The organism is Sorangium sp. So ce185, assembly GCF_051526825.1.
Classification (GTDB): domain Bacteria; phylum Myxococcota_A; class Polyangia; order Polyangiales; family Polyangiaceae; genus Sorangium; species Sorangium cellulosum_D.
Map to the genome: position 1 here is coordinate 4047059 of NZ_CP150316.1, position 19247 is coordinate 4066305.

A 19247-nucleotide genomic window follows, 5' to 3' on the forward strand; every position below is an offset into this window, starting at 1 on the left:
GGGGGCAGGGCCGCCGCAGTTCGTGGACTGTGTCCGGCGGAGCGGGGGCCGCGCGCGGCCCGGTGCATCACGCCATGACACAGATGCTTGCCCGGTTGCGGTTCCGGGAGCATGGGGCGCGAGCGCGGCCCGCGCGCCTCCCCGGGGGGTACCGGAGAGGTGCGGCATTATGCATGCGGGCGATCCTGTGTCAACGCCGGTCGCGGCGCACGTGCGCGCTCTCGCGAGCGCTCGGTCTCCGTGTGGCTTCGTGTGGCTCAGCGGCGGACGGGGATGATCTGGACGCGGCGGGCCTCTCCCTCGCCGTCGCTCTTCGTGACGACGCCGGGGAACTTCGCCAGGGCCAGGTGGACGACGCGGCGGTCCTGCGGGTTCATCGGCTCGAAGGTGATGATCTTGCCCTCCTCGACCGCCTGCTTGCCCAGACGGCGGGCCATGGAGGAGAGCGTGTCCTCGCGGCGCTGCCGGTAGCCCTCGGCGTCGATGATCACGTGGCGCCGCTTCTTGCCCGGCCGGTTGATCACGCGGTTGGCGAGGAACTGCAGCGCCGCGAGCGTCTGCCCCTTCTTGCCGATCACGCGACCTGCGTCCTTCCCCTCGATCTCGAGGCGGATCTCCTCGGGCGGATCCTCCTCCTCGTTCTCGAGGAGGTCGACGGTGCAGTCCATGCCCATCGCCGCGAGCACATCGATGACGAAGTCGAGCGCGATGTCGGCGCGACCGTCCTCCTCGAACTCGGCCGCGTCTCCAGCGCCCTGCGCCTCTGCGTCGACATCGACGTCCGCCGCGTCGATTCCCCTTTCGGCAGCTTCACTATCCACGGACACGTGCTTTTCCCTTTCCGAGAGCAGGCGCCGACTTGTCGTCGCCCTGAGTCTTCTTCATCGCGGATTGGGGCTCCGCGTTCGCGATCTCTCGCACCTCGATGCCGCCGGCCCGCTCGTTCTTCGCCTTCAGGTACCGCTCGACGAGCACCTGCTGGCCGATGCCGAGCCAAGTGTTGGTCAACATGTAAACGCCGAGGCCGGCCGGGAGGAAGAGCATCATCGCGGTGAAGATGCCGGGCATGAGGTACAGCATCATCTTCTGCTGCGCAGGGTCGCCCTGCGGGGGCATGAGCTTCTGCTGGATGAAGCTCGAGGCGCCCAGGACGATCGGGATGATGAAGTACTTCCCCGGGGCCGACAGGTCCGGGATCACGGGGCCGAACGGCGTGTGGTAGAGCTCCACCGCCGTCTGGAGCGCGGTGTAGAGGGCGAACCACACCGGCATCTGGAGCAGCATCGGGAAGCAGCCGATGACGGGGTTGGCGACCTTGTTCTTGCGCCAGAGCTCCTGCATCGCGAGGCCGCGCTGGGTGGCGTCGTCCTTGTACCTCGCGTTGATCTCATCCATCTCCGGCTTGAGCTTGCGCATCGCCGCGGCGCTCTTGATCTGCTGGATGCTCAGCGGGAAGAGCAGGAGCCGGACGGTGATGGTGAGCAGGACGATCGCCCAGCCCCAGCTGCCCACGGCGCGGTAGAGGACGTAGAGGTACGAGACGAGGAGCTTCGCGATCGGCGAGAACCAGCCGAGGTTGATGACCTCGCTGGTCCCGTGGCCCACGGCGCCGAGCAGGTCGCGCTCCTTCGGGCCGGTGAAGGAGAGGGCCTTGTAGGTGACCGCGCCGCCGGGCGCGAGCTCGTGCTCGGGGAAGGCGAGCCGCGCGCGGTAGACGTGCCCGTGGCTCGGGTCCTTGGCCTTCTGCTGGAACTTCGACGTGTCCCAGATCTCCTCGATCTGGGTCTCGGCCACCGGCTTCCCGGGCCCCTCGAGCGGGATCGCGATCTTGCTGAAGTAGCTGCTCGAGACCGCGACGAAGCGCGCGTTGCCCGGCGTGCGGCGCCAGCGCTCGGCCGTGAACTCCTTGTCCTTGAAGTCGCCGGGCTCGAAGGCGTCGGGGTGCTGGCGCTCGGTCGTCTGGTCGGTCGCGGCGACCGTCTCGGTGATCCACTCGGAGATCAGGCCGAGGTGGCCCTCGGTCTCCTTCTGGGTCCGCCAGGCGGTCTGCTCGACGGCGAACCGGTGCTTGCGCGGCTCCTGGGCGAGGTTCTCGACCGTCACCTGCAGCGACAGCTCGTACGGGCGCCCGGTGGCGGCGACGACCTTGGTGAGCCTCGTCGCGTCGTCGCTGTAGGTGAACGTGCAGCTCTTGCCGTCCTGCGCCGCGAGCTTCCAGTCGAGGTCGTCGAACGGCACCTGCTGCGCGTTGCCGCCCGGCAGGCGCAGATCCGTCCGGAGGGGCATCCGCGACTCGAGCGAGGTCGTGACCAGGTCCATCGGCCTGCGCTCGCCGTTGCCCGTCGTGTACTTCGGGTCGGTCATCCAGATGTGCCGGACCGACCCGCCCCGCGTGGAGAGCTCGGCCTTGAACCGATCTCCGTCGATGACGCACGCCTCCGCGGGGGCGCGCTCCGCGGGGGCCGTGCTGTCGTTGACGTCGAGCGGCTGGAGCTGTTCCGCGCTCTCACCGAAGAGGAGCGGCTTGCCGAACTGGATGAACAGGATGATGGCGAGGCCGAGGAACAGCCATTTGGCGATATTGCTGCGTTCCATGAAGTCCTTCGTCGATCCCAGGATCTCGAGCCCGCGCCCTTCGCTGCTGGCGTCTCGTGACACCTCACGAGGCTGCCCAGGGTCGCTCCGGACGGGCTTCGCCCCGCGGGGTGTCGGGCGCCGTGCCGCCGGGGCCGTGTCGATGGTCGAGCGGGATTAGTCCATGAGAGTGACCCGGCCGCTGGAGCCCGCTCGCCGGGGGGGCGAGGCGCGCGAGGCGAGCTCCGTGCCAGTAGACGAACAGCGTGCCGTATCCCGCGGGTCAGCGTCCCGTGGCGTTGGCGCCCGAGCCGCCGCGCCACGGCGAAGACGAGGTGGTGGCGGAGGGTCGAACCCGCCCGGATGAAACGGGTGACACCTACACAGTCGCTTGAGCGAAAGCAAGCTCCCCCGAAGCGCTCCGTGACCCACGATGCAGGCGGCGGCGTAGCGCGAGCACGAGGGCTCGAACCGGCAGACCGGGCCCACCAACGCCACGATGACCTTGGAGAGCGTCATCTGGTAGGCGCGGATCAGCGCGAGGAGGAGCTTCGCCAGCATGCGGTGACCCGTGGATGAGCGGGGAGCTTGGGGCCCGGCGCACCACGGCGCAAGGTGAGCTACGTCATCGGCCTGTCGGATCCTCTGCGCCGCGCTCGTCCGTGGCCGTGGCCGGGGCCGCGCCGCGCGCAGCGGCGGGGGGCGCGCCGCGCGCAGTGGTGGGGGGCGCGGGAGGCCCGCCGGCGAGCGCGTCCCGTGCCTTGCGCCGGAGCACCGGGACCACGCTGCGCAGCTCCGCGAGCACGTCGTCGAGGCCGAGCGCGCCGGCGCCGGTGCGCAGGATCACCACGATGTCGACGCGCTCCGGGAAGAGCTCCGGGAATCTCCGGAACGCCTCCCTGAGCAGGCGCTTCGCTCGGTTGCGGGCCACGGCGCCGCCGACCTTGCGCGAAGCGACGAGGCCCAGCCGAGGCGCCCCCGGTACGGGCTCGGGGGCGAGCGGCGCGCGGCGGGATCCCGCGCCGCGCGCCGCCGCGTCGTTCGGGGCCGCGACGAGGATCAGCAGGTGTCGGGTGGTGACGCGCTGACCGCCGTTCTGGATGCGGACGAAATCGGCCCGCTTGCGGATGCGGCGCCCGCGCGGGAACGACGAGGAGGAGGACGCCGACGAGCGCGGATGCGCTGTCGCCATCACGCTTGCGTTACTTCTTGTAGATGGTAGGCGCGAGCCGGGCGCGGCCCTTGCGGCGGCGGTTGTTGATGACCTTGCGACCGCCGGCGGTCGCCATACGCGCACGGAAGCCGTGGGTCCGGGCGCGGCGAGTATTGTGGGGCTGGTAAGTGCGCTTCATGGCTGGTCGTCCCTTGGCGTTCTGGACCGCGAACGGCGGCGACCTGGCCGCACGTCAAGCGGGCGCGCAAGAAAGCACGACGTTCGGCCCAGGTCAACACCAGACGACGCGGCGTTGCCTCGGTTCGCCGTTCTCTCTCACCTTTCTAGGTACCTGGGTTAGCGTGTAGCCTCCGATCGACCGCGACGGCCGTTCTCAAGGGGTCACAGGAGGGAATTTGACGCGCACCGGTGGACATGTGGGGGAGAAGCAGCACGTGACTGCGCGGGGCGTCGGGCGACGCGCGCTGGGCGCTGCTGCGGCGGGAGCCCTGTTCCTGAGCGCGCTCCCTGCGAGCGCGCAGACCAGGACGTTCTACCTGGACCGGCTCTACATGGCCGGCGCTCCCGAGGATTCGATCGCGCTCTGGCGGCCGCAGGTGGCGCCGGACACGCGCTTCTTCGGTCAGTTCGGGCTCGGCTTCGGCCTCAATCCCTTCCGGGTCGAGAACATGCTGGACGACGAGCACGCCGCGGAGCGGTTCAGCCGGGACTACGGCGCGCCGGTGTCCTCGCAGCTCATCGGGTACCTCAACGGGGGCGTCGAGTTCCTCGACCGCTTCAGCGTCCAGGTGGGGCTGCCGTTCATCGCCTTCCAGACGAGCAACCAGACGAACGACTCGACCATCGCCGGCGCGCAGGACGCGGCGAGCCCGTCGGCCGCCGCGATCATGGACCTGCGGCTCGACGCGCGGGCGATCCTGTACCGGTCCGACGATCGCTTCTTCAAGCTCGGCGTCAACGCGGCGGCGTGGGTGCCGACGGGCCACAGGTTCTCGTTCGCCGGCGACAAGAGCACGAGCGCGCTGATCGGGCTCTCGGGCGAGATCGACCTCAAGAGCATGTTCTTCGTGCTGAACACCGGGGTGCACTTCCGGCCGTACGCCTCGGTCAACGACTTCGACGTGTCGCACGAGTGGCGGTGGGGCATCGGCGGCTTCGTCCCGCTGCGGAACGGGACCCTGCGGCTCGGCGCGCAGCTCTTCGGATCGACCGGGCTCGGTCGGGGCACGACGTTCGACGGGGACAACACGCCGCTCGAGTGGATGGCCGAGGGGCGGCTCGCCCTCGATCAGCGGAAGAAGGCGTGGCTCGGGGTCGGCGGCGGAACGCGGCTCACCGGCGGCTACGCGCCGGATTTCCGGGTGACCGGGGTCATCGGTTACGCGTTCGGCATCTCGGACGTCGAGCCCATGTCGCCCGGCAGGCGCTTCCAGGCGCCCCCGCCGCGCGCCGCGGACACGGACAAGGACGGCTACCCGGACGACATCGACCTCTGCCCGACCGATCCCGAGGACAACAAGCCGCCGAACCCCAGCGACGGCTGCCCGGCGCTGCCCGATCGCGACGGCGACGGCATCCCCGACGTCAGCGACAAGTGCCCGGACGAGGCCGAGGATTTCGACAAGATCAACGACGCCGACGGCTGCCCGGAGGACGACGCCGACGAGGACAAGATCCCGGACGCGAAGGACGCCTGCCCCAAGGAGCCGGGCGAGCCGAGCCCGGAGCCGGCGAAGAACGGCTGCCCGCAGTTCATCCGCCGCATCACGGGCTCGAGCGAGATCCAGATCCTGAAGCAGGTGCAGTTCGCGACCGGCAGCGCGCGGATCCTGCCGAACAGCTACGGCATCCTCGACGAGGTCGTCCGGCTGCTCAAGGTGAACCCCGAGATCACGCTCGTCGCGATCGAGGGCCACACGGACAACCGCGGGTCGGATCAGCTCAACGAGCGGCTCTCGAACGACCGCGCGCACTCGGTGAGGACGTACCTGATCGAGCGCGGCGGCATCGACCCGGCGCGGCTCACGGCGGCGGGCTTCGGGCCGCGGCGGCCGATCGAGACCAACGACACCGAGGCCGGTCGCCAGAAGAACCGGCGCGTCGAGTTCCACATCCGGGAGAGCAACACCGGCGGCAACAAGGCTTCCGGCGGCGGCAACAGTGGCGGCACGGTCACGCCCTAGGTCCGAGATCCGGGCGGCGCGCGCGGGCGTCCTGCTGTGTGCAGTCCTCGCGTCCGCGTGCGGCCCGGAGCAGGGCACGCCCTATCGCTGCAGCTGCACCTTCGTCACCGACTTCGACGCCGACGCGAAGCTCGACGTGGAGGTCTGCTCGAAGGCCGAGGCCCGCGCCGAGGGCGTCGGGCGCGGCTGCGCGCAGACCCACGCGCCCGGCCCGGTGTCCGGATGCTCCTGCACGAGCGTCCCGGCGCGCGGGCCGTGCGAGCTCAGCGCGTGTCGCGTCACCCCAGCAGCGCCTTGAGCTCGGCCGGCGTCGTCACCGGCGCCGAGCACGTCCGCCCGCGGCAGACGTAGGCGACGGCCGCGCCCGGGCGCGCCGGCTTGCCCTCGGCGACGACCTGCGCCGCCGCTGCGGTCTCCGGGCGCGCCGGATCCACGAGCACGACCGCCCGGTTCGGCAGGTAAGTCTTGAACGCCTCGCGCGCGAGCTCGCCCGCCGCGGCCGAGCCCGCCTCGCCGACCACGACGACCGTCACGCTGCCGCGCGCGAGGCGATCGAGCGCGCACACGGTCTGGCTGAGCCCGAAGGGGTTCTCGATGGCGGCCGGGGCGAGGGCCTCGAGCTGCCGCTCTGCCGGCGGGAGGTAGCGCTCGTCGGCGATCTCGGCGAGGCGCAGGCAGAGCAGCGCCGCCATCGAGGTCGCCGACGGCGCGGCCTGGTCGTAGATGTCCTGCGTGCGCGCGATGAGCGCGTCGCCGTCGTCCGGCGTGAAGAAGAACCCGCGCGCGGCGTCGTCCCAGTGGTGCGCGACCATCGCGTCGGCGATCGCGCGCGCGACGCCGACGTAGCGCGGGTCGGAGGTGGCCTCGTAGAGATCGAGGGCCGCGTTCCCGAGGTACGCCTGGTCGTCCAGGAAGCCCGGCCGCACGTCGGCCGCGCCGTCGCCGCCCGCTGCCTTCGCGCCCGCGGGCGCGCCGTCCTTGAGGTAGCGGCCGACGCGGCCGCCGCGCACGAGCTTCTGCTCGAGCGCCGCGAAGGCGCGCGCGGCGGCCTCGATCCAGGCGGGCTCATCCAGGGCGCGGCCCGCGTCGGCGAGCGCCCCGATGAGCAGCCCGTTCCAGCTCGCGAGCACCTTGTCGTCGCGCGCCGGCCGGGGCCTCGCCTCGCGCGCGGCGAGCATCTTGGCCCTGGCGCGCGCGAGCGCCTCGCGGCACCGATCGAGGTGCGCCGCGGAGCCCCCGCCGGCGCCCGCGTCGAGGATCGCCGCGGCCTGCTCCAGCGTGCGGTGCTGCGAGAGCACCGTCGCGCCGGTGTCTTCGAAGTTGCCCTCCTCGGTGACGCCGAAGACCAAGCGGGCCACGTCGTACGCGAGCGGATCGTCGCCGACGGCCGCGCGCAGCTGGTCGAGCGTCCACACGAAGAACTTGCCCTCGCTCCCCTCGGAGTCGGCGTCCTGCGACGCGTAGAACCCGCCCTCCGGGTCGCGCATCTCGGCGAACAGGTAGCCCACGATCTCGCGCGCCGTCTCCGCGTAGATCGGCTTCTTGAACGCGCGGAAGCCGTCGGCGTACAGGCGCAGGAGGAGCGCGTTGTCGTAGAGCATCTTCTCGAAGTGGGGCACGAGCCAGCGCTCGTCCGTCGAGTAGCGGTGGAAGCCGCCGCGCAGGTGGTCCCAGATGCCGCCGTCGCGCATCCGGTCCAGCGCGAGCTCGACGCTCTCCGCCGCGACGCGATCGCCCTCCAGCACGCCGCGGCGGAGCAGCACGTCGAGCGACATCGTGTTCGGGAACTTCGGCCGTGTGCCGATGCCGCCGTGGCGGTTGTCGAACCGCGCGAGCAGCTGCCGCGACGCGCGCCGGAGCAGGTCGGACGAGGCGAGATCCACGGCGCTCGCCGCCTCCGCGGCGCTCGCGGCCGCTGCGGCGCTCGCCGGCGCTCGCTGCACGCGCTCGATCGCCTCGGTGATCTCCTTTGCCTGGAGCTCGACGTCGCCGCGCCGGTTCCTGTAGGCGTCGGCGACGGCGTCGAGGACCTTCGGGAAGCCGGGCATGCCGTGCTTGTCCCTCGGCGGGAAGTACGTGCCCGCGAAGAAGGGCCGCTGGTCGGGGGTGAGGAACACGGTCAGCGGCCAGCCGCCGCTCCGGCCCATGAGCTGCACGACGAGCTGGTAGATGTGATCGAGGTCGGGCCGCTCTTCCCGGTCGACCTTGATGTTCACGAAGAGCTCGTTCATGCGCCGGGCGATCGCCTCGTCCTCGAACGACTCGCGCTCCATCACGTGGCACCAGTGACAGGCGGCGTAGCCGATGGACAGCAGGATCGGCTTGTCCTCGCGCCGCGCGAGCTCGAGCGCCTCGGCGCCCCACGGGTACCACGCGACCGGGTTGTGCGCGTGCTGCAGGAGGTACGGCGAGGGCTCGCTCGCGAGCCGGTTCGTGGGGGATGCCATGAGGCCCACCTAGCGCCGGGCGGAGGGGACCGCCAGCCGGGCGGCGGGCGGCGGCGGGCGAGGCCGCGCCGGGCTACGCCCGCTCCAGCACGAGCGCGCAGTTGTGCCCGCCGAAGCCCGCCGAGCACTTCACCGCGTGACGCAGGTCGACCGAGCGGCGCTCGCGCACGATGTCGAGGGAGCACCCCGGATCGAGCTCATCCACGTTGATCGACGGGTGCAGCAGCTGATCGCGCAGCGAGCACACGACCGCGATCGTCTCCACGGCGCCGGCGCCGCCGAGCAGGTGCCCGATCATCGACTTTGTCGCCGAGATCGGGATGCGCGGGAGGCGCTCGCCGAAGACGCGCCGCAGGGCGAGCACCTCGGCGGCGTCGCCTTGCGGCGTCGAGGTCGCGTGCGGGTTGATGTACCCGATCGCATGCGGCGCGACGCCCGCCCTGGCGAGGGCGCGCTCCAGCGAGAGCGCGAGCCCGAGCCCTTCCGAGTGCGGCCGCGTGAGGTGCTCGGCGTCCGTGGTCATCCCGAAGCCGGCCACGACGGCGAGCGGCCTCGCGCCGCGCGCCCGCGCGTGCTGCTCCTCCTCGAGCACGAGCGCCCCAGCGCCCTCGCCCATCACGAAGCCCTGGCGCCGCCGGTCGAACGGGCGGCTCGCGCGCGTCGGGTCGCCGTCGACCGCCTTGGCGAGCGCCTTCGCGTTGCCGAACCCCGCGACGGTGTTGAGCCGCGTCGCGGCCTCGGCGCCCCCCGCGACCATCACGTCGGCCTCCCCCGCCTCGATCATCAGGGCCGAGGTCGCGATCGAGTGCGTGCCCGTCGCGCACGCGCTCGCGAGGTTGTACGACGGCCCCATGAGCCCGTAGCGCATGGCGATGAGCGCCGCCGCGCCGTTCGGCATGACGCCCGGGATGAAGTAAGGCGACACGGCCCTCGGGCCGCGCGCCGCGCTCCTCGCGATCTGCTCCTCGAAGATCTCGACGGAGCCCATCCCGGTCGACATCAGGCACCCGACGCGGGTCCTGTCGAGGCCGCCGTCGCCCGGCGCCGCGGAGCCCGTCGGCGCCGCGCCCGCCGCGCGCGGCGCCGCGCCCTCCGCCGCCTCGTCGTCCGCCGCGGGGGCGCGCTGGAGCGGCGCGATGCCCGCCTCGCGCAGCGCCTCCACCGCGGCCGCGAGGCTCAGGTGGGTCACCCGGCCGTAGATGTCCGCCTCCTTGGGCGACAGGTACTTCCCGACGTCGAACCCCTTCACGCTGGCGGCGATGTCGCTGCGGAGCTTGTCGACGGGGAAATCGCGGATGTAGTCGACGCCGGATCGGCCGGCGAGGAGGTTCTGCCAGGTGGTCGCGACGTCGTTGCCCAGCGGGCAGACGGCGCCGATCCCGGTCACGACGACGCGCCTTCGCATGGGACTGCTCGTGCTCGTTTCAGGGAAGGGGGAAGGGGTTCAGGGAGGGGCGGACGCGCTCAGGCGGACAGCGCCTGCGGGGCGGCGTCGTTCAGGTTGGGGGCGATCGCGAGGGCCTCGATCGACGTGTCGCGGCGGCGCTCTCCGCCGCGGCGCAGATCGAGCGCGGCGCGCTGGGCCGCGAGCATCTCGTGCCGGCCCACCCCGAGGTACTTGAGGATCGGCATGTAGACCTTCTGGATGAACACGTTCCGATCGACGCCCGCCTCGCGCATCTTCAGGATGCGCGAGTCGTAGTCGGGGACGATCCCGACGCCCGGCATCTCGAAGTTCGCGAACACGTGCGCCATGTCGGCGAGCGTGCCCTGCCGGTCCTCCTCGAGCAGCACCTTGATGACGCTCTGGTAGAAGCGGCAGTGGGCGATCTCGTCGCGGGCGATGTAGTCGTAGATCGCCCGCAGGCACTCGTCGCCCTCCGCCGCCGCCCGCTCCCGGTGCTTCACGTAGATGACGAACGTCGCCATCTCCTGCACGCAGCCGTAGAACGTCATCTGCCGCGGCGTGTGGAACGGGAGGTCCCACTTCTTCGCGAAGATCTGGTGCTGCAGATCGGTGAGCTGCTCCTCGGTGCGCTTGCCGGACCTGAGGAGGTACTGCATCAGCGTGAGCGAGTGCTTCGACTCCTCGTAGGCCCAGTTCGCCTGGAACCACGCCTGGCCGAAGTAGCTGCGCACGAGGTTGATCCCGTTCGACACGTAGTCGGGCAGGTACATCTCGACCGAGCAGAACGTCTCCGCGCAGAGCGCGAGCTCCTCGCTCGCCTCCTTGTTCACGCGGTCCCAGGGGATGTCCTCGAAGATGTTCCAGCGGCGCTCGCGCTCCGCCTTCTCGAAGAACGTCATGTACTCCCGGAAGATCTTCTCCTCGAGCCGGCTCATGCGCCCGCCTCCAGCCGCTCCCCGACCTTCTTGCAGAGGTCGCCCACGGTGATGAGCTCGACCAGATCCTCGTCCGGAATCATGATCCCGAGCTCGGTCTCCATCTCTCCGACGATCTGCATCATCGAGAGCGAGTCGATGCCGAGCTCCGTGATCACCGACGCCGCGGTGACGTTGGGGAACTCGCGCTTGTCCACGCGGGCGGCAACCGTCTTGAACATCTCGAGCAGATTGGTCTTGTCCGTCATGGTTCAGTCGATCCTGCGAAGCTCGTATTGAGCGAGGGAGCTGTAGTGCTTGTCGAACGCGTTCACGCACGTCGACAGGTAACGATCGTAGTCGTCGAAGACCTTGTCCCCCCACGTCGACCGGATGGTCTTCTCGTTCAGCCTGAGCCGGCGGAGCCACTCCGCGGTGGTGCGCTGGTAGTGCTCGCGCCGCGTGTTCACCTGCATCACCTCCCAGTAGGGGTTCGCCGCCTGGATGATGTCCTCGAGCCGCGGGTTCAAGCCGCCGGGGAAGATCTCCTTGGTGACAAAGTAGATGTCCTCCAGCTCCTGCCTCGTGCCGGCCGGGAGCCCGCCCCAGGGCGTCATCCGCGGCGTCCGGTTGCGGAGGATCGTCTGGAGGCCGAACCAGGCGCCCTTGTTCGTGAGCTCCCAGGCCTTCTTGAAGTACGCCCGGTAGATGTCGATCGCCTTGCCCTGGCGCGCCTCCTCCGGCGAGCACAGGTGGTCGATCATGCAGATCGAGATCAGGCTGTCGAACCGCTCGGGCGTCGCGAAGGTCCGGAAATCGCCGCCGATCACCTCGACGCCGGGGATCTTGCGGGCGTTCACCTCCGCGGCCTGCGCGGTGGACAGGGTGACGCCGACCGCGCGCTTCACGCCGCGCGTCGAGGCCACGTACTCGAGGGCCGCGCCCCACCCGCAGCCGATGTCGAGGACCTTCTTCTCGGGCCCCACCTTGGCGAAGTCCGACAGGATCCGGAGCTTGTTCAGCTGCGCGGCCTCGAGCGACTGCTCGGGGGACTCGTAGACGGCGCAGGTGTAGTTCATGCGCTCGTCGAGCCACAGCCTGAAGAACTCGTTCGAGACGTCGTAGCTGACCTCGACCTCGGCCTTACTGGATCCCATCGATGACTCCTTCGACACGTGCCGGGGCGCCGCCCGCGCGGCCCCCTTCGGTTCGCGCCGCCGCTCCGCTCGCGCGGACCGCGTCGGCTTGGGGGGAGGGCGTGACGCCCTCGTCAACGTCCGAGGCGACCTCGAGCTCGCCGGCCTCGAAGCGCCGCTTCATCTCGCGGCGCCGCACCTTGCCGCTCGACGTCTTGGCCAGCGTCCCCCGCTTGATGAGCGCGACCTCGGACAGCTGGACGCCGAGCTGAGCGCGCACCGCCTGGAGGATCGCCTGCGCCACGCCGGCCACGCCGCGCTTGACCTCGGCGACGACGACCGCCCGCTCGGCCCCCGACGCCGTGAGGCACGAGAACGCGACGCAGTGGCCCTCGCGCACCCCCTCCACGGAGGAGGCGACGCGCTCGATGTCCTGGGGGAAATAGTTCTTGCCGCCGAGGATGATGAGATCCTTCGAGCGGCCGCAGAGGTACACCTCGCCGGCGACGGTATAGCCGAGATCGCCCGTCCGCAGCCAGCCCCCTCCGAACGCGGCCTTGGTCGCCTCCGGCTCGTTGAAGTACCCGGCGGCGACGCTCGGGCCGCGCACCCAGATCTCGCCCACCTCGCGCTCGCCGAGCGGCGCGCCCTCGGGCCCCGCGATGATGAGCTCGTGGCAGGGGAGGGGACGGCCGCAGGAGACGAGCTCCAGCGACGCGCCGCCGTTCGCGGGCCGCGCCTTGCCGGACTGCATCGCCTTCGCGTCCACCCGGTCGGTGGTGAGCCGGGCCGCGAGGTCGCTGAAGGTGATCGCCAGCGTGGCCTCGGCCATGCCGTACGACGGCAGGATGCTCTCCGGGCGGAGCCCCTGCTTGCCGAAGCGATCGAGGAACGCGCGGAGCACGTCGGCCTGGATCGGCTCGGCCCCGCACCCGAGCGCGCGCAGGCAGGAGAGATCCCACTGGCCCGCCTGCGCCTCGGTGACGGCGCGCGTCGCCAGCGCGAAGGCGAAGTTCGGGGCGAACGTGATCGTGCCGCGGAACCTGTGGATCGCGTCGAGCCAGAGGGAGGGGCGGCGGATGAACGCCGTCGTCGGCAGGAACAGCACCGGCACGAGCGCGTAGAGCGGCGCGATGACGAAGCCGATGAGCCCCATGTCGTGGTAGAGCGGCAGCCAGCTGACCCCGCGATCTTCCGGGGTGGAGCGCAGCCCGTCGAACATGATCGCGTGGCTGTTCACGGTCAGGTTGCGGTGGGTCACCATCACGCCCTTGGGCCGCGAGGTGCTCCCCGACGTGAACTGCAGGAACGCGAGGTCGTCGAGGGACACCCGCCACGGCTCCGCCGCGTCCGACGCGTCGAACCCCTCGGGCTCGCGCAGCTCGCGCTCCAGGACGACGCGCAGGGCCGCCGGGCCGTCGCCGCTCGCGGCGAGGTGGGCGTCGATCATCTCCTTGAGCGGCTCGTTCGTGACGAGCACGCGCGCGCCGGAGGCGGCGAGGATGTGCTGCACCGTCTCGCTGTACGCCTCGAGCTTCGCCAGCGACTGCGGCGGATACATCGGGACCGCGACGATGCCGGCCGTGAGCGCGCCCACGAAGGTCAGGACGAACTCGTCGGCCTCGGCCAGGATCAGGGCGACGCGGTCGCCCTTCTTGAGCCCGAGCTTGCGCAGCGCGTGGGCCCTGCGCCGCGCCTCGAGCCAGAGCTCGGCGTAGCTGACCGACCGCTCCTCCCCCGAGCTGCGCATGAACGTGATCGCTCGGTCGGCGTGCACCGAATTTTGCTGGAGAACTTCGACGAACGTTCGCATGGCTCTCTGCTGACTCAGACCGGTCGGACGTAGGTGTCCGTCCGACAAGGACACCCGGGGCTTGAGTGAGCGCAGCCATAAGCGAAATCCGGGCCAGGGCAAACAGAAAACAATGGAATCCTGGTTTGGGCCTGATTCCGCGATGCGAGCTCATGAATCCGTCTGATCGTGGCGTCCCGGGTGACGAAAATCCGTGCGCAGAGTGCGTCGAATATTCGTCACATCGGCCCCGGTGTGCGAACCGGGTTTCGCGCGGCGCGGGCGGCCGCCCGCCTCGGCGCACAAAAAACGAAGAGGCGCCGGTCGCCCGGCGCCTCCCGATCTCCCGCGCGATGTCGCCGGCTACTCGCCGTCGTCCATGCCCGGCATGCCCGGCATGCCCATGTGGCCCGCGGCCTCGTCTTCATGGGGGTTCGCGGGCTTCTCGTCCTTCTTCTCGCTCTTCTCGAACCGCTTCTGGTCCGCGAGGGCCCAGTCGGCCGACCACGACGACAGCACGTAGATCGTGCCGTCGCCGCCTTCCTTGACGGCGTAGCGGCTCTGGCCCTTCGCGGTCTTGCCCACCTTGATCGTGTGGTCGCCCGCGTTGTCCTTGAGCTTGATCGTGATGATGCCGCCGTTCGTGGTCGCCGCGTCGAGCCCGGTGTCGGCGTCCGACTTGCCGTCGCCGAAGTCCTCCGCGCCGAGGCCCTTGAAGGCCCGGAGCAGGTCCTTCACCTTCGCCTCGTCGAACTTCTCCCACTTCGCGGAGGCCGCGCCGATCTTGCCGCCCTTGTCGCGAGGCGCGAACGTGCCGGCCCACTTGTCGCCGTTCTTCGAGAAGCTGAACAGGCCGTTCTTGTTCTCGACCGAGACCTGGACCACGTTCTCGTCCTCGAACTTGAGGATCGAGTTCTCGCGCCAGTTCTTCGGCTCCCGCGTGTAGAGGTAGCTCGAGTAGCCGCCCGCGATGTAGACGCCGTCCTTGCCTTCGACGCGCGACATCTGCCCGCGCGACCCGCTCTTGCCGAAGTACATGTCGAGCGCCTTCTCGTCGCCCTTGTACGCGACCACGTGGACGGCCTTGTCGTCGGTGAGCTCGTACTGGCCGTAGGTGCCGCTCGTCCTGTCGATCACCTCCTTCAGCTTGAGCTCCTTCAGGTTGTCGAGCAGGCTCCGCACGTTCGCCGTGTTCGCCTTGGCGTTCACGGGCTTCGTGACCTCCCACGTGTCGCCCTTCTTCTCGAGCGTCACGTCGGACTTGTCGGCGTTCTTGATCGAGATCTTCGTGATCTTTTCGACGTCGTCCTTCGAGACCCCGACGCTCGGCAGGTCCGCCGTCGCGGCGGTCGCCGAGTGGGCGGCCAGCTGGTCCTTCTGCCGCTTCTGCGTGAGGAACACGCCGACGCCGAGGAGCGCGAGGACGACGAGGGCGATGTAGATTTTGTGCTCGGTCTTCATGGCTCTTTCACCCCATGGGGCTCTGGCTCAGTCGAGCGTGATGTTCTCGCGCGCGCTCTCGCGCCGCCGCCACCGGACGATGCCGAACGCAGCGAAGAGGACCGCCGGCAGGAGCGTGAGCGTCCACTGCACGCGCTGCTGCACGGTCTTGCGCTCCGCCCGGTACTCCTCGGCCTTCTTGGCCAGCGCGGCCTCGTCGTCCGTGGCCTCCTGCTTCGGCTTCTCGATGTCCGCGTAGGTCAGGTTGGTCTCGCCGAACATCTTCGCGGTCGCCGCGAGCAGCGTGCTGTCGCCCGCCATCCAGTCGAGGGTGTTCTTGAACGCCAGGATGGTGGCGGTCAGGTACTTCTGCGCGTAGGGCTGCGAGAGCATCAGGAGGTCCTCGTCGCCGCCCATCCCGCCCATCATCGCCATCTGCGGCGGCATGGGGGGCGGGTTGCCCGCGCGGGCGAACGGGTTCGCGAGGAACTGCGACGCCGAGAGCACGAGGATCCGGCTCGGGGCCGCGCTCTCCGCGGGCGCGGTGATCCCGAGCCCCTCCTGGCCGCCGAAGGCGCTCTTGAGCTTGCCCTCGACCGTCACGCCGATCGCGCGCTGCGCGTACTCGCCCTTCGGCTTCCAGTCGGCCGAGAACTTCATGTCGATGGTCTCGGACGTGTCGGCCGTGGTCTTCGGGGTGGAGCGCGCGACGACCTTCATCGTCGCCTCGGGCTGCTTCTCCGGGTGCGGCACGAGGGTCGACGGGAAGGGGAAGGCGAGCTCGGGGAGGCGGAAGAAGCCGGGGAACGACGAGTCGAGGATCTGCTCGTTCTCGTCGAAGCGGCTGTCCTCCTGGAGCTGGAGGATGCCCGGCGCGCGGAACCACATGAGCTGGCCCGACTGCGACTGGACCGGGATGGCCATCGAGCGGCTCCAGTCGAGGATCGCCTCCTTCTTCATCTCGACGCCGTAGCCGTCGAGCAGCTTCTCGAGGCCCCAGGTGTTGAGCGTCGCCTTCATCGACGGGTCGGACGCCTTGAGGTTCACCGCGCCGGCGAACACGGCGAGCGACTTGTCGCCGAGCATCAGGAACTGGTCGATGCGGCGCAGCTCCTTCTCGGTGAACTCCTTGCCCGGCTGCGTGATGACGAGGCCGGAGAGCTCCTTGTTGATCTCGGCGTCGCCGCCCTTCAGGTCGACGTCCTCGAACTTGTAGAACGGGAAGTGATGCTCGAGCAGCGCCCGCATCGACGGGCCGCCCCGGCCGCCCTGCGAGGCGACGAGGTTCGGGTCGGTGAGCTTGATCTCGTCCTTGCCGGTCACGACGCCGATCTTCGTGTCGATGCCGTCCGCCTTGTCGCGGATCTCCCGGATGGTGTTCGTGATCCAGAACTCGAGGCCCTGCCCCTGATCGGGCGAGAGCATCGGGATCGCCTCCTTCTCGCTGCCGTACTTGAAGGCGATGCCCATGAACCCGCGGGTGATCGTCGCCTGGTCCTGGCCGGTCTCGCTCCCCTCGCCGAACGCGGCCTCCTGCAGGCCCGCCTCCTTGGCGGCGGCGCGCTGCTCGTCCGTCTTCGGCTCGATGATCGCGTAGCGGAGCTTGCCGTTCGAGGCCTGCTCGTACTCGTTCATCAGGTCGGTGAGGTCCTGGATGAACGCCTCGTGCTTCGGGAGCCCCCGGGTGACGTAGACGTCGATCTGGAGATCCTGCTTGAGCCCCTCGCGGACGAGGTGGGCCGAGCCCTTCGAGAGGGTGAACCTCTCGGTCTTCGTCATGTCGAAGCGCTTGTAAACGCCGTGCGAGATGACGTTGGCCACCACGAGGATGGCGGCCACGATGGCCAGATAGACGCCTGTTTGCGTCGCGGCTTTGGCTTTGCGTTCCATGGTAATCCTTACGCCCACTTCCTGCGCTCAAGCGCCCTGAACGCGGCCATGAGGCAGCCCGCGGTGACGGAGAGGAAGAAGACGATGTCTCGGGTGGACACCATGCCGCGCGCGAACGGCGTGAGGCGGGTGTCGAAGCTGATGAAGGAGAGGACGTCGCGGATGGCCGACGGGGCGTAGTCGGCGAGGTTGTCCACGCCGTGCAGGAACCCGAGCAGCAGGAAGGTGATGAAGAAGGCGATCACCTGGCTCTCGGTCAGCGACGAGATGAGGAGGCCGATCGAGACCGCCGCCGCGCTGTACAGCACGAGCCCGATGTAGCCCGCGACCACCGGACCGGTGTCGAGCGCGCCGAGGTGCCAGGGCCACGTGAACATCAGGATCGGGTAGAGGATGGTCGAGAAGACCAGCACGAGGACGAGCCCCCACGCCCCGAGGAACTTGCCGAGGACGACCTCGTGGTCCTGCACGGGCAGGGTGATCAGCATCTCGAGCGTGCCGCTCCGCTTCTCCTCGGCGAGGAGCCGCATCGTGATGACGGGGATGATGAGGAAGGAGAGCCCGATCGGCGCCCACGAGAACAGCTGCACGAGCGAGGCGCGGTCCGCCTGCCAGAAGCCGCCGTTCATGAAGAAGAAGGTGACGCCGAGCGCGATCAGCCCGAAGCAGATCACGACATAGGCCAGGGGGGAATCGAAGTTGGAGCGGAACTCCCGCTTCGCGATGGTCAGGGTGGTGCTCATGCCGTTCAGCCCTTTTTCTTCGCCGGCGCTTCGTCGTCCGCGCCTTCGTCCTCGTCGCCGGCGCTCTTCGCCTCGTCGCCGGCGCTCTCCTCGTCTTCGTCCTCGTCGTCCTCGTCCTCGTCGTCCGCGGCGCTCGCCTCGTCCTCGTCGTCGAGGTCGTCGGTGATCAGCCGGCGGCCGCGGTCCTTGCGCTCGTCGCCGCGCGTGAGCGCCTTGAACACGTCCTCGAGGCTCTGCGAGTCGCGGCGCATCTCGAGGAGGAGCCAGCCCTTCTGCACGATGAGCTGGAAGAGCTCGGGCCGGATGTCGCCGCCGAGCGCGCCGAGGAGCTGGAAGCTGTGGGCGCTGTCGTCGGTCGGCAGCTCGGTCACGCTGGTGACGCCGGGCAGCCCGGCGAGCGCCTCCTGGACCTCCTGCGCGGTCGGGGGCTTGCGCGCGCCCGACCGGTAGCCGTCGCCGCCCTCGAAGACCTTCTTCTCGTGGACGGTCACGACGTAGCGGACCTTGCCGCTCTTCGCGCGGATGTCGTCGAGCGGGCCGTCGGCGACGACGCGCCCCTTGGAGACGATGATGGCGCGGGCACAGGCGGCCTCGACCTCGGAGAGGTTGTGGGTGGACAGGAGGATCGTCCGCTCTTTGCCGATCTCCTTGATGTAGCGGATGACCTCCGCCTTTTCGTTCGGGTCGAGGTCGCTCGTCGGCTCGTCGAGGATGAGGATCGGCGGGTCGTGGACGAGCGCCTGGCCGAGGCCGACGCGCTGGCGATAGCCGTGGGAGAGGGTGCCGATGTCCTTGCCGAGCACCTGGGCGAGGCCGCACACCTCGACGATCCCCTTCATCCGCTTCTTGAAGACCGACTGGTCGAGCCCGCGCATGTCCGCGACGAACGACAGGTACTCCCAGACGTTCATCTCGCCGTAGAGCGGGGCGCGCTGGGGCAGGTACCCGAGCTTGCGCCGGACATCGAGCGGCTCGTCGAAGACGTCGTATCCGTGCACCCGCGCCGTCCCGGCCGACGCCGAGATGAAGCAGGTGAGGATGCGCATCGTCGTCGACTTGCCGGCCCCGTTTGGTCCGAGGAAGCCGACGACCTCGCCGCGATGGACCTCGAAGCTCACCTTGTCGAGCGCGCGCAGCGACCCATAGCGCTTGGTCAGCGAGCTCGCCTCGATCATCACATCGCTAGCCAAAATGACCTCCTTACGATGGTTCCTTGAGAAGCGGAGCGCCCTGCTCCGCGGTTCGCCCTTGGCGATCCCCCGCCCCTCACCGGCGACCTCGCCGTCGGGGCCCCCTGGATCGCCCATTACCCAGGCGAAGGGGGCGCCATCGTAGCGACGGGGGGATCTGTGTCAACAGCGCCGACCCGAAGCGGCTGAGCCGGGGGTTTATTCCCGTCGGTCGGGCCCGCGCCGGGCGTGGTTGTCCGGGGTATCCACGGTTGACGTGGGTGGGCGGGACGGCGGCGCTTCTCCGGCATGTCCTGGTCGTGCCGTGTTCGTTTGCTTCACGGCTTTGCTTCACGGCCCTGTCAAATTTCCTCTTG

General features: G+C 69.7%; 17 protein-coding genes. 1 reads left to right on the top strand and 16 read right to left on the bottom strand.

Annotated elements, in window-relative coordinates:
- Nucleotides 1–257: 257 nt before the first annotated feature.
- The 5 genes from WMF26_RS15010 to rpmH form a co-directional block, all read right to left on the bottom strand.
- A complete protein-coding gene (locus WMF26_RS15010; RefSeq protein ID WP_236644599.1) occupies nucleotides 258–821 on the bottom strand; it encodes a protein jag in 564 nt (187 codons plus the stop codon).
- Nucleotides 814–2595: a membrane protein insertase YidC gene (gene yidC, locus WMF26_RS15015; RefSeq protein WP_438000886.1), complete on the bottom strand. Its 1782-nt coding sequence runs from the start codon at nucleotides 2593–2595 to the stop codon at nucleotides 814–816. The genes WMF26_RS15010 and yidC overlap by 8 nt, the downstream gene beginning before the upstream one ends.
- A 156-nt stretch (nucleotides 2596–2751) precedes the next feature.
- Complete coding sequence (yidD, locus tag WMF26_RS15020; protein ID WP_438000887.1) at nucleotides 2752–3135, bottom strand: membrane protein insertion efficiency factor YidD; 384 nt, start codon at nucleotides 3133–3135, stop codon at nucleotides 2752–2754.
- 64 nt (nucleotides 3136–3199) lie between these two features.
- Nucleotides 3200–3766, bottom strand: a complete 567-nt coding sequence (rnpA, locus tag WMF26_RS15025; RefSeq protein WP_438000888.1) for a ribonuclease P protein component — start codon at nucleotides 3764–3766, stop codon at nucleotides 3200–3202.
- A 10-nt stretch (nucleotides 3767–3776) separates the two neighbouring features.
- Complete coding sequence (rpmH, locus tag WMF26_RS15030) at nucleotides 3777–3926, bottom strand: 50S ribosomal protein L34 (protein ID WP_012235155.1); 150 nt, start codon at nucleotides 3924–3926, stop codon at nucleotides 3777–3779.
- Between the two features lie 256 nt (nucleotides 3927–4182).
- On the opposite strand from rpmH, the gene WMF26_RS15035 reads away from it, so the two are divergent.
- A complete protein-coding gene (locus tag WMF26_RS15035) occupies nucleotides 4183–5931 on the top strand; it encodes an OmpA family protein (RefSeq protein ID WP_438000889.1) in 1749 nt (582 codons plus the stop codon).
- A gap of 81 nt (nucleotides 5932–6012) precedes the next feature.
- Here WMF26_RS15035 and WMF26_RS15040 read toward each other — a convergent pair whose 3' ends face one another.
- From WMF26_RS15040 to WMF26_RS15090, 11 genes are all read right to left on the bottom strand, one after another.
- A complete protein-coding gene (locus tag WMF26_RS15040; RefSeq protein ID WP_437337716.1) occupies nucleotides 6013–6213 on the bottom strand; it encodes a hypothetical protein in 201 nt (66 codons plus the stop codon).
- On the bottom strand, nucleotides 6210–8378 hold the full coding sequence (locus WMF26_RS15045) for a thioredoxin domain-containing protein (RefSeq protein ID WP_438000890.1): 2169 nt from the start codon (nucleotides 8376–8378) through the stop codon (nucleotides 6210–6212). The genes WMF26_RS15040 and WMF26_RS15045 overlap by 4 nt, the downstream gene beginning before the upstream one ends.
- A 73-nt stretch (nucleotides 8379–8451) precedes the next feature.
- The gene (locus WMF26_RS15050; RefSeq protein WP_438000891.1) at nucleotides 8452–9783 is read right to left on the bottom strand and encodes a beta-ketoacyl-[acyl-carrier-protein] synthase family protein; all 1332 of its coding nucleotides are present in this window, start codon (nucleotides 9781–9783) and stop codon (nucleotides 8452–8454) included.
- A 59-nt stretch (nucleotides 9784–9842) separates the two neighbouring features.
- Nucleotides 9843–10721, bottom strand: coding sequence for an acyl-ACP desaturase (locus WMF26_RS15055; protein WP_061625091.1), 879 nt, complete (start codon nucleotides 10719–10721; stop codon nucleotides 9843–9845).
- The gene (locus WMF26_RS15060) at nucleotides 10718–10969 is read right to left on the bottom strand and encodes an acyl carrier protein (protein ID WP_020734986.1); all 252 of its coding nucleotides are present in this window, start codon (nucleotides 10967–10969) and stop codon (nucleotides 10718–10720) included. Before WMF26_RS15060 ends, WMF26_RS15055 begins: the two co-directional genes overlap by 4 nt.
- Nucleotides 10970–10972: 3 nt before the next feature.
- Nucleotides 10973–11857 carry a class I SAM-dependent methyltransferase gene (locus tag WMF26_RS15065; protein WP_061625092.1) on the bottom strand — a complete coding sequence of 295 codons (885 nt, stop codon included), beginning with the start codon at nucleotides 11855–11857 and terminating at the stop codon, nucleotides 10973–10975.
- Complete coding sequence (locus WMF26_RS15070; protein WP_438000892.1) at nucleotides 11844–13649, bottom strand: fatty acyl-AMP ligase; 1806 nt, start codon at nucleotides 13647–13649, stop codon at nucleotides 11844–11846. The genes WMF26_RS15065 and WMF26_RS15070 overlap by 14 nt, the downstream gene beginning before the upstream one ends.
- A 342-nt stretch (nucleotides 13650–13991) precedes the next feature.
- Nucleotides 13992–15089, bottom strand: a complete 1098-nt coding sequence (locus WMF26_RS15075; protein WP_438000893.1) for a DUF4340 domain-containing protein — start codon at nucleotides 15087–15089, stop codon at nucleotides 13992–13994.
- Between the two features lie 27 nt (nucleotides 15090–15116).
- Nucleotides 15117–16958, bottom strand: a complete 1842-nt coding sequence (locus WMF26_RS15080; RefSeq protein WP_438000894.1) for a GldG family protein — start codon at nucleotides 16956–16958, stop codon at nucleotides 15117–15119.
- 8 nt (nucleotides 16959–16966) lie between these two features.
- On the bottom strand, nucleotides 16967–17701 hold the full coding sequence (locus WMF26_RS15085; protein WP_437946863.1) for an ABC transporter permease: 735 nt from the start codon (nucleotides 17699–17701) through the stop codon (nucleotides 16967–16969).
- A 5-nt stretch (nucleotides 17702–17706) separates the two neighbouring features.
- Nucleotides 17707–18891: an ATP-binding cassette domain-containing protein gene (locus tag WMF26_RS15090; protein ID WP_437337723.1), complete on the bottom strand. Its 1185-nt coding sequence runs from the start codon at nucleotides 18889–18891 to the stop codon at nucleotides 17707–17709.
- Nucleotides 18892–19247 lie beyond the last annotated feature (356 nt).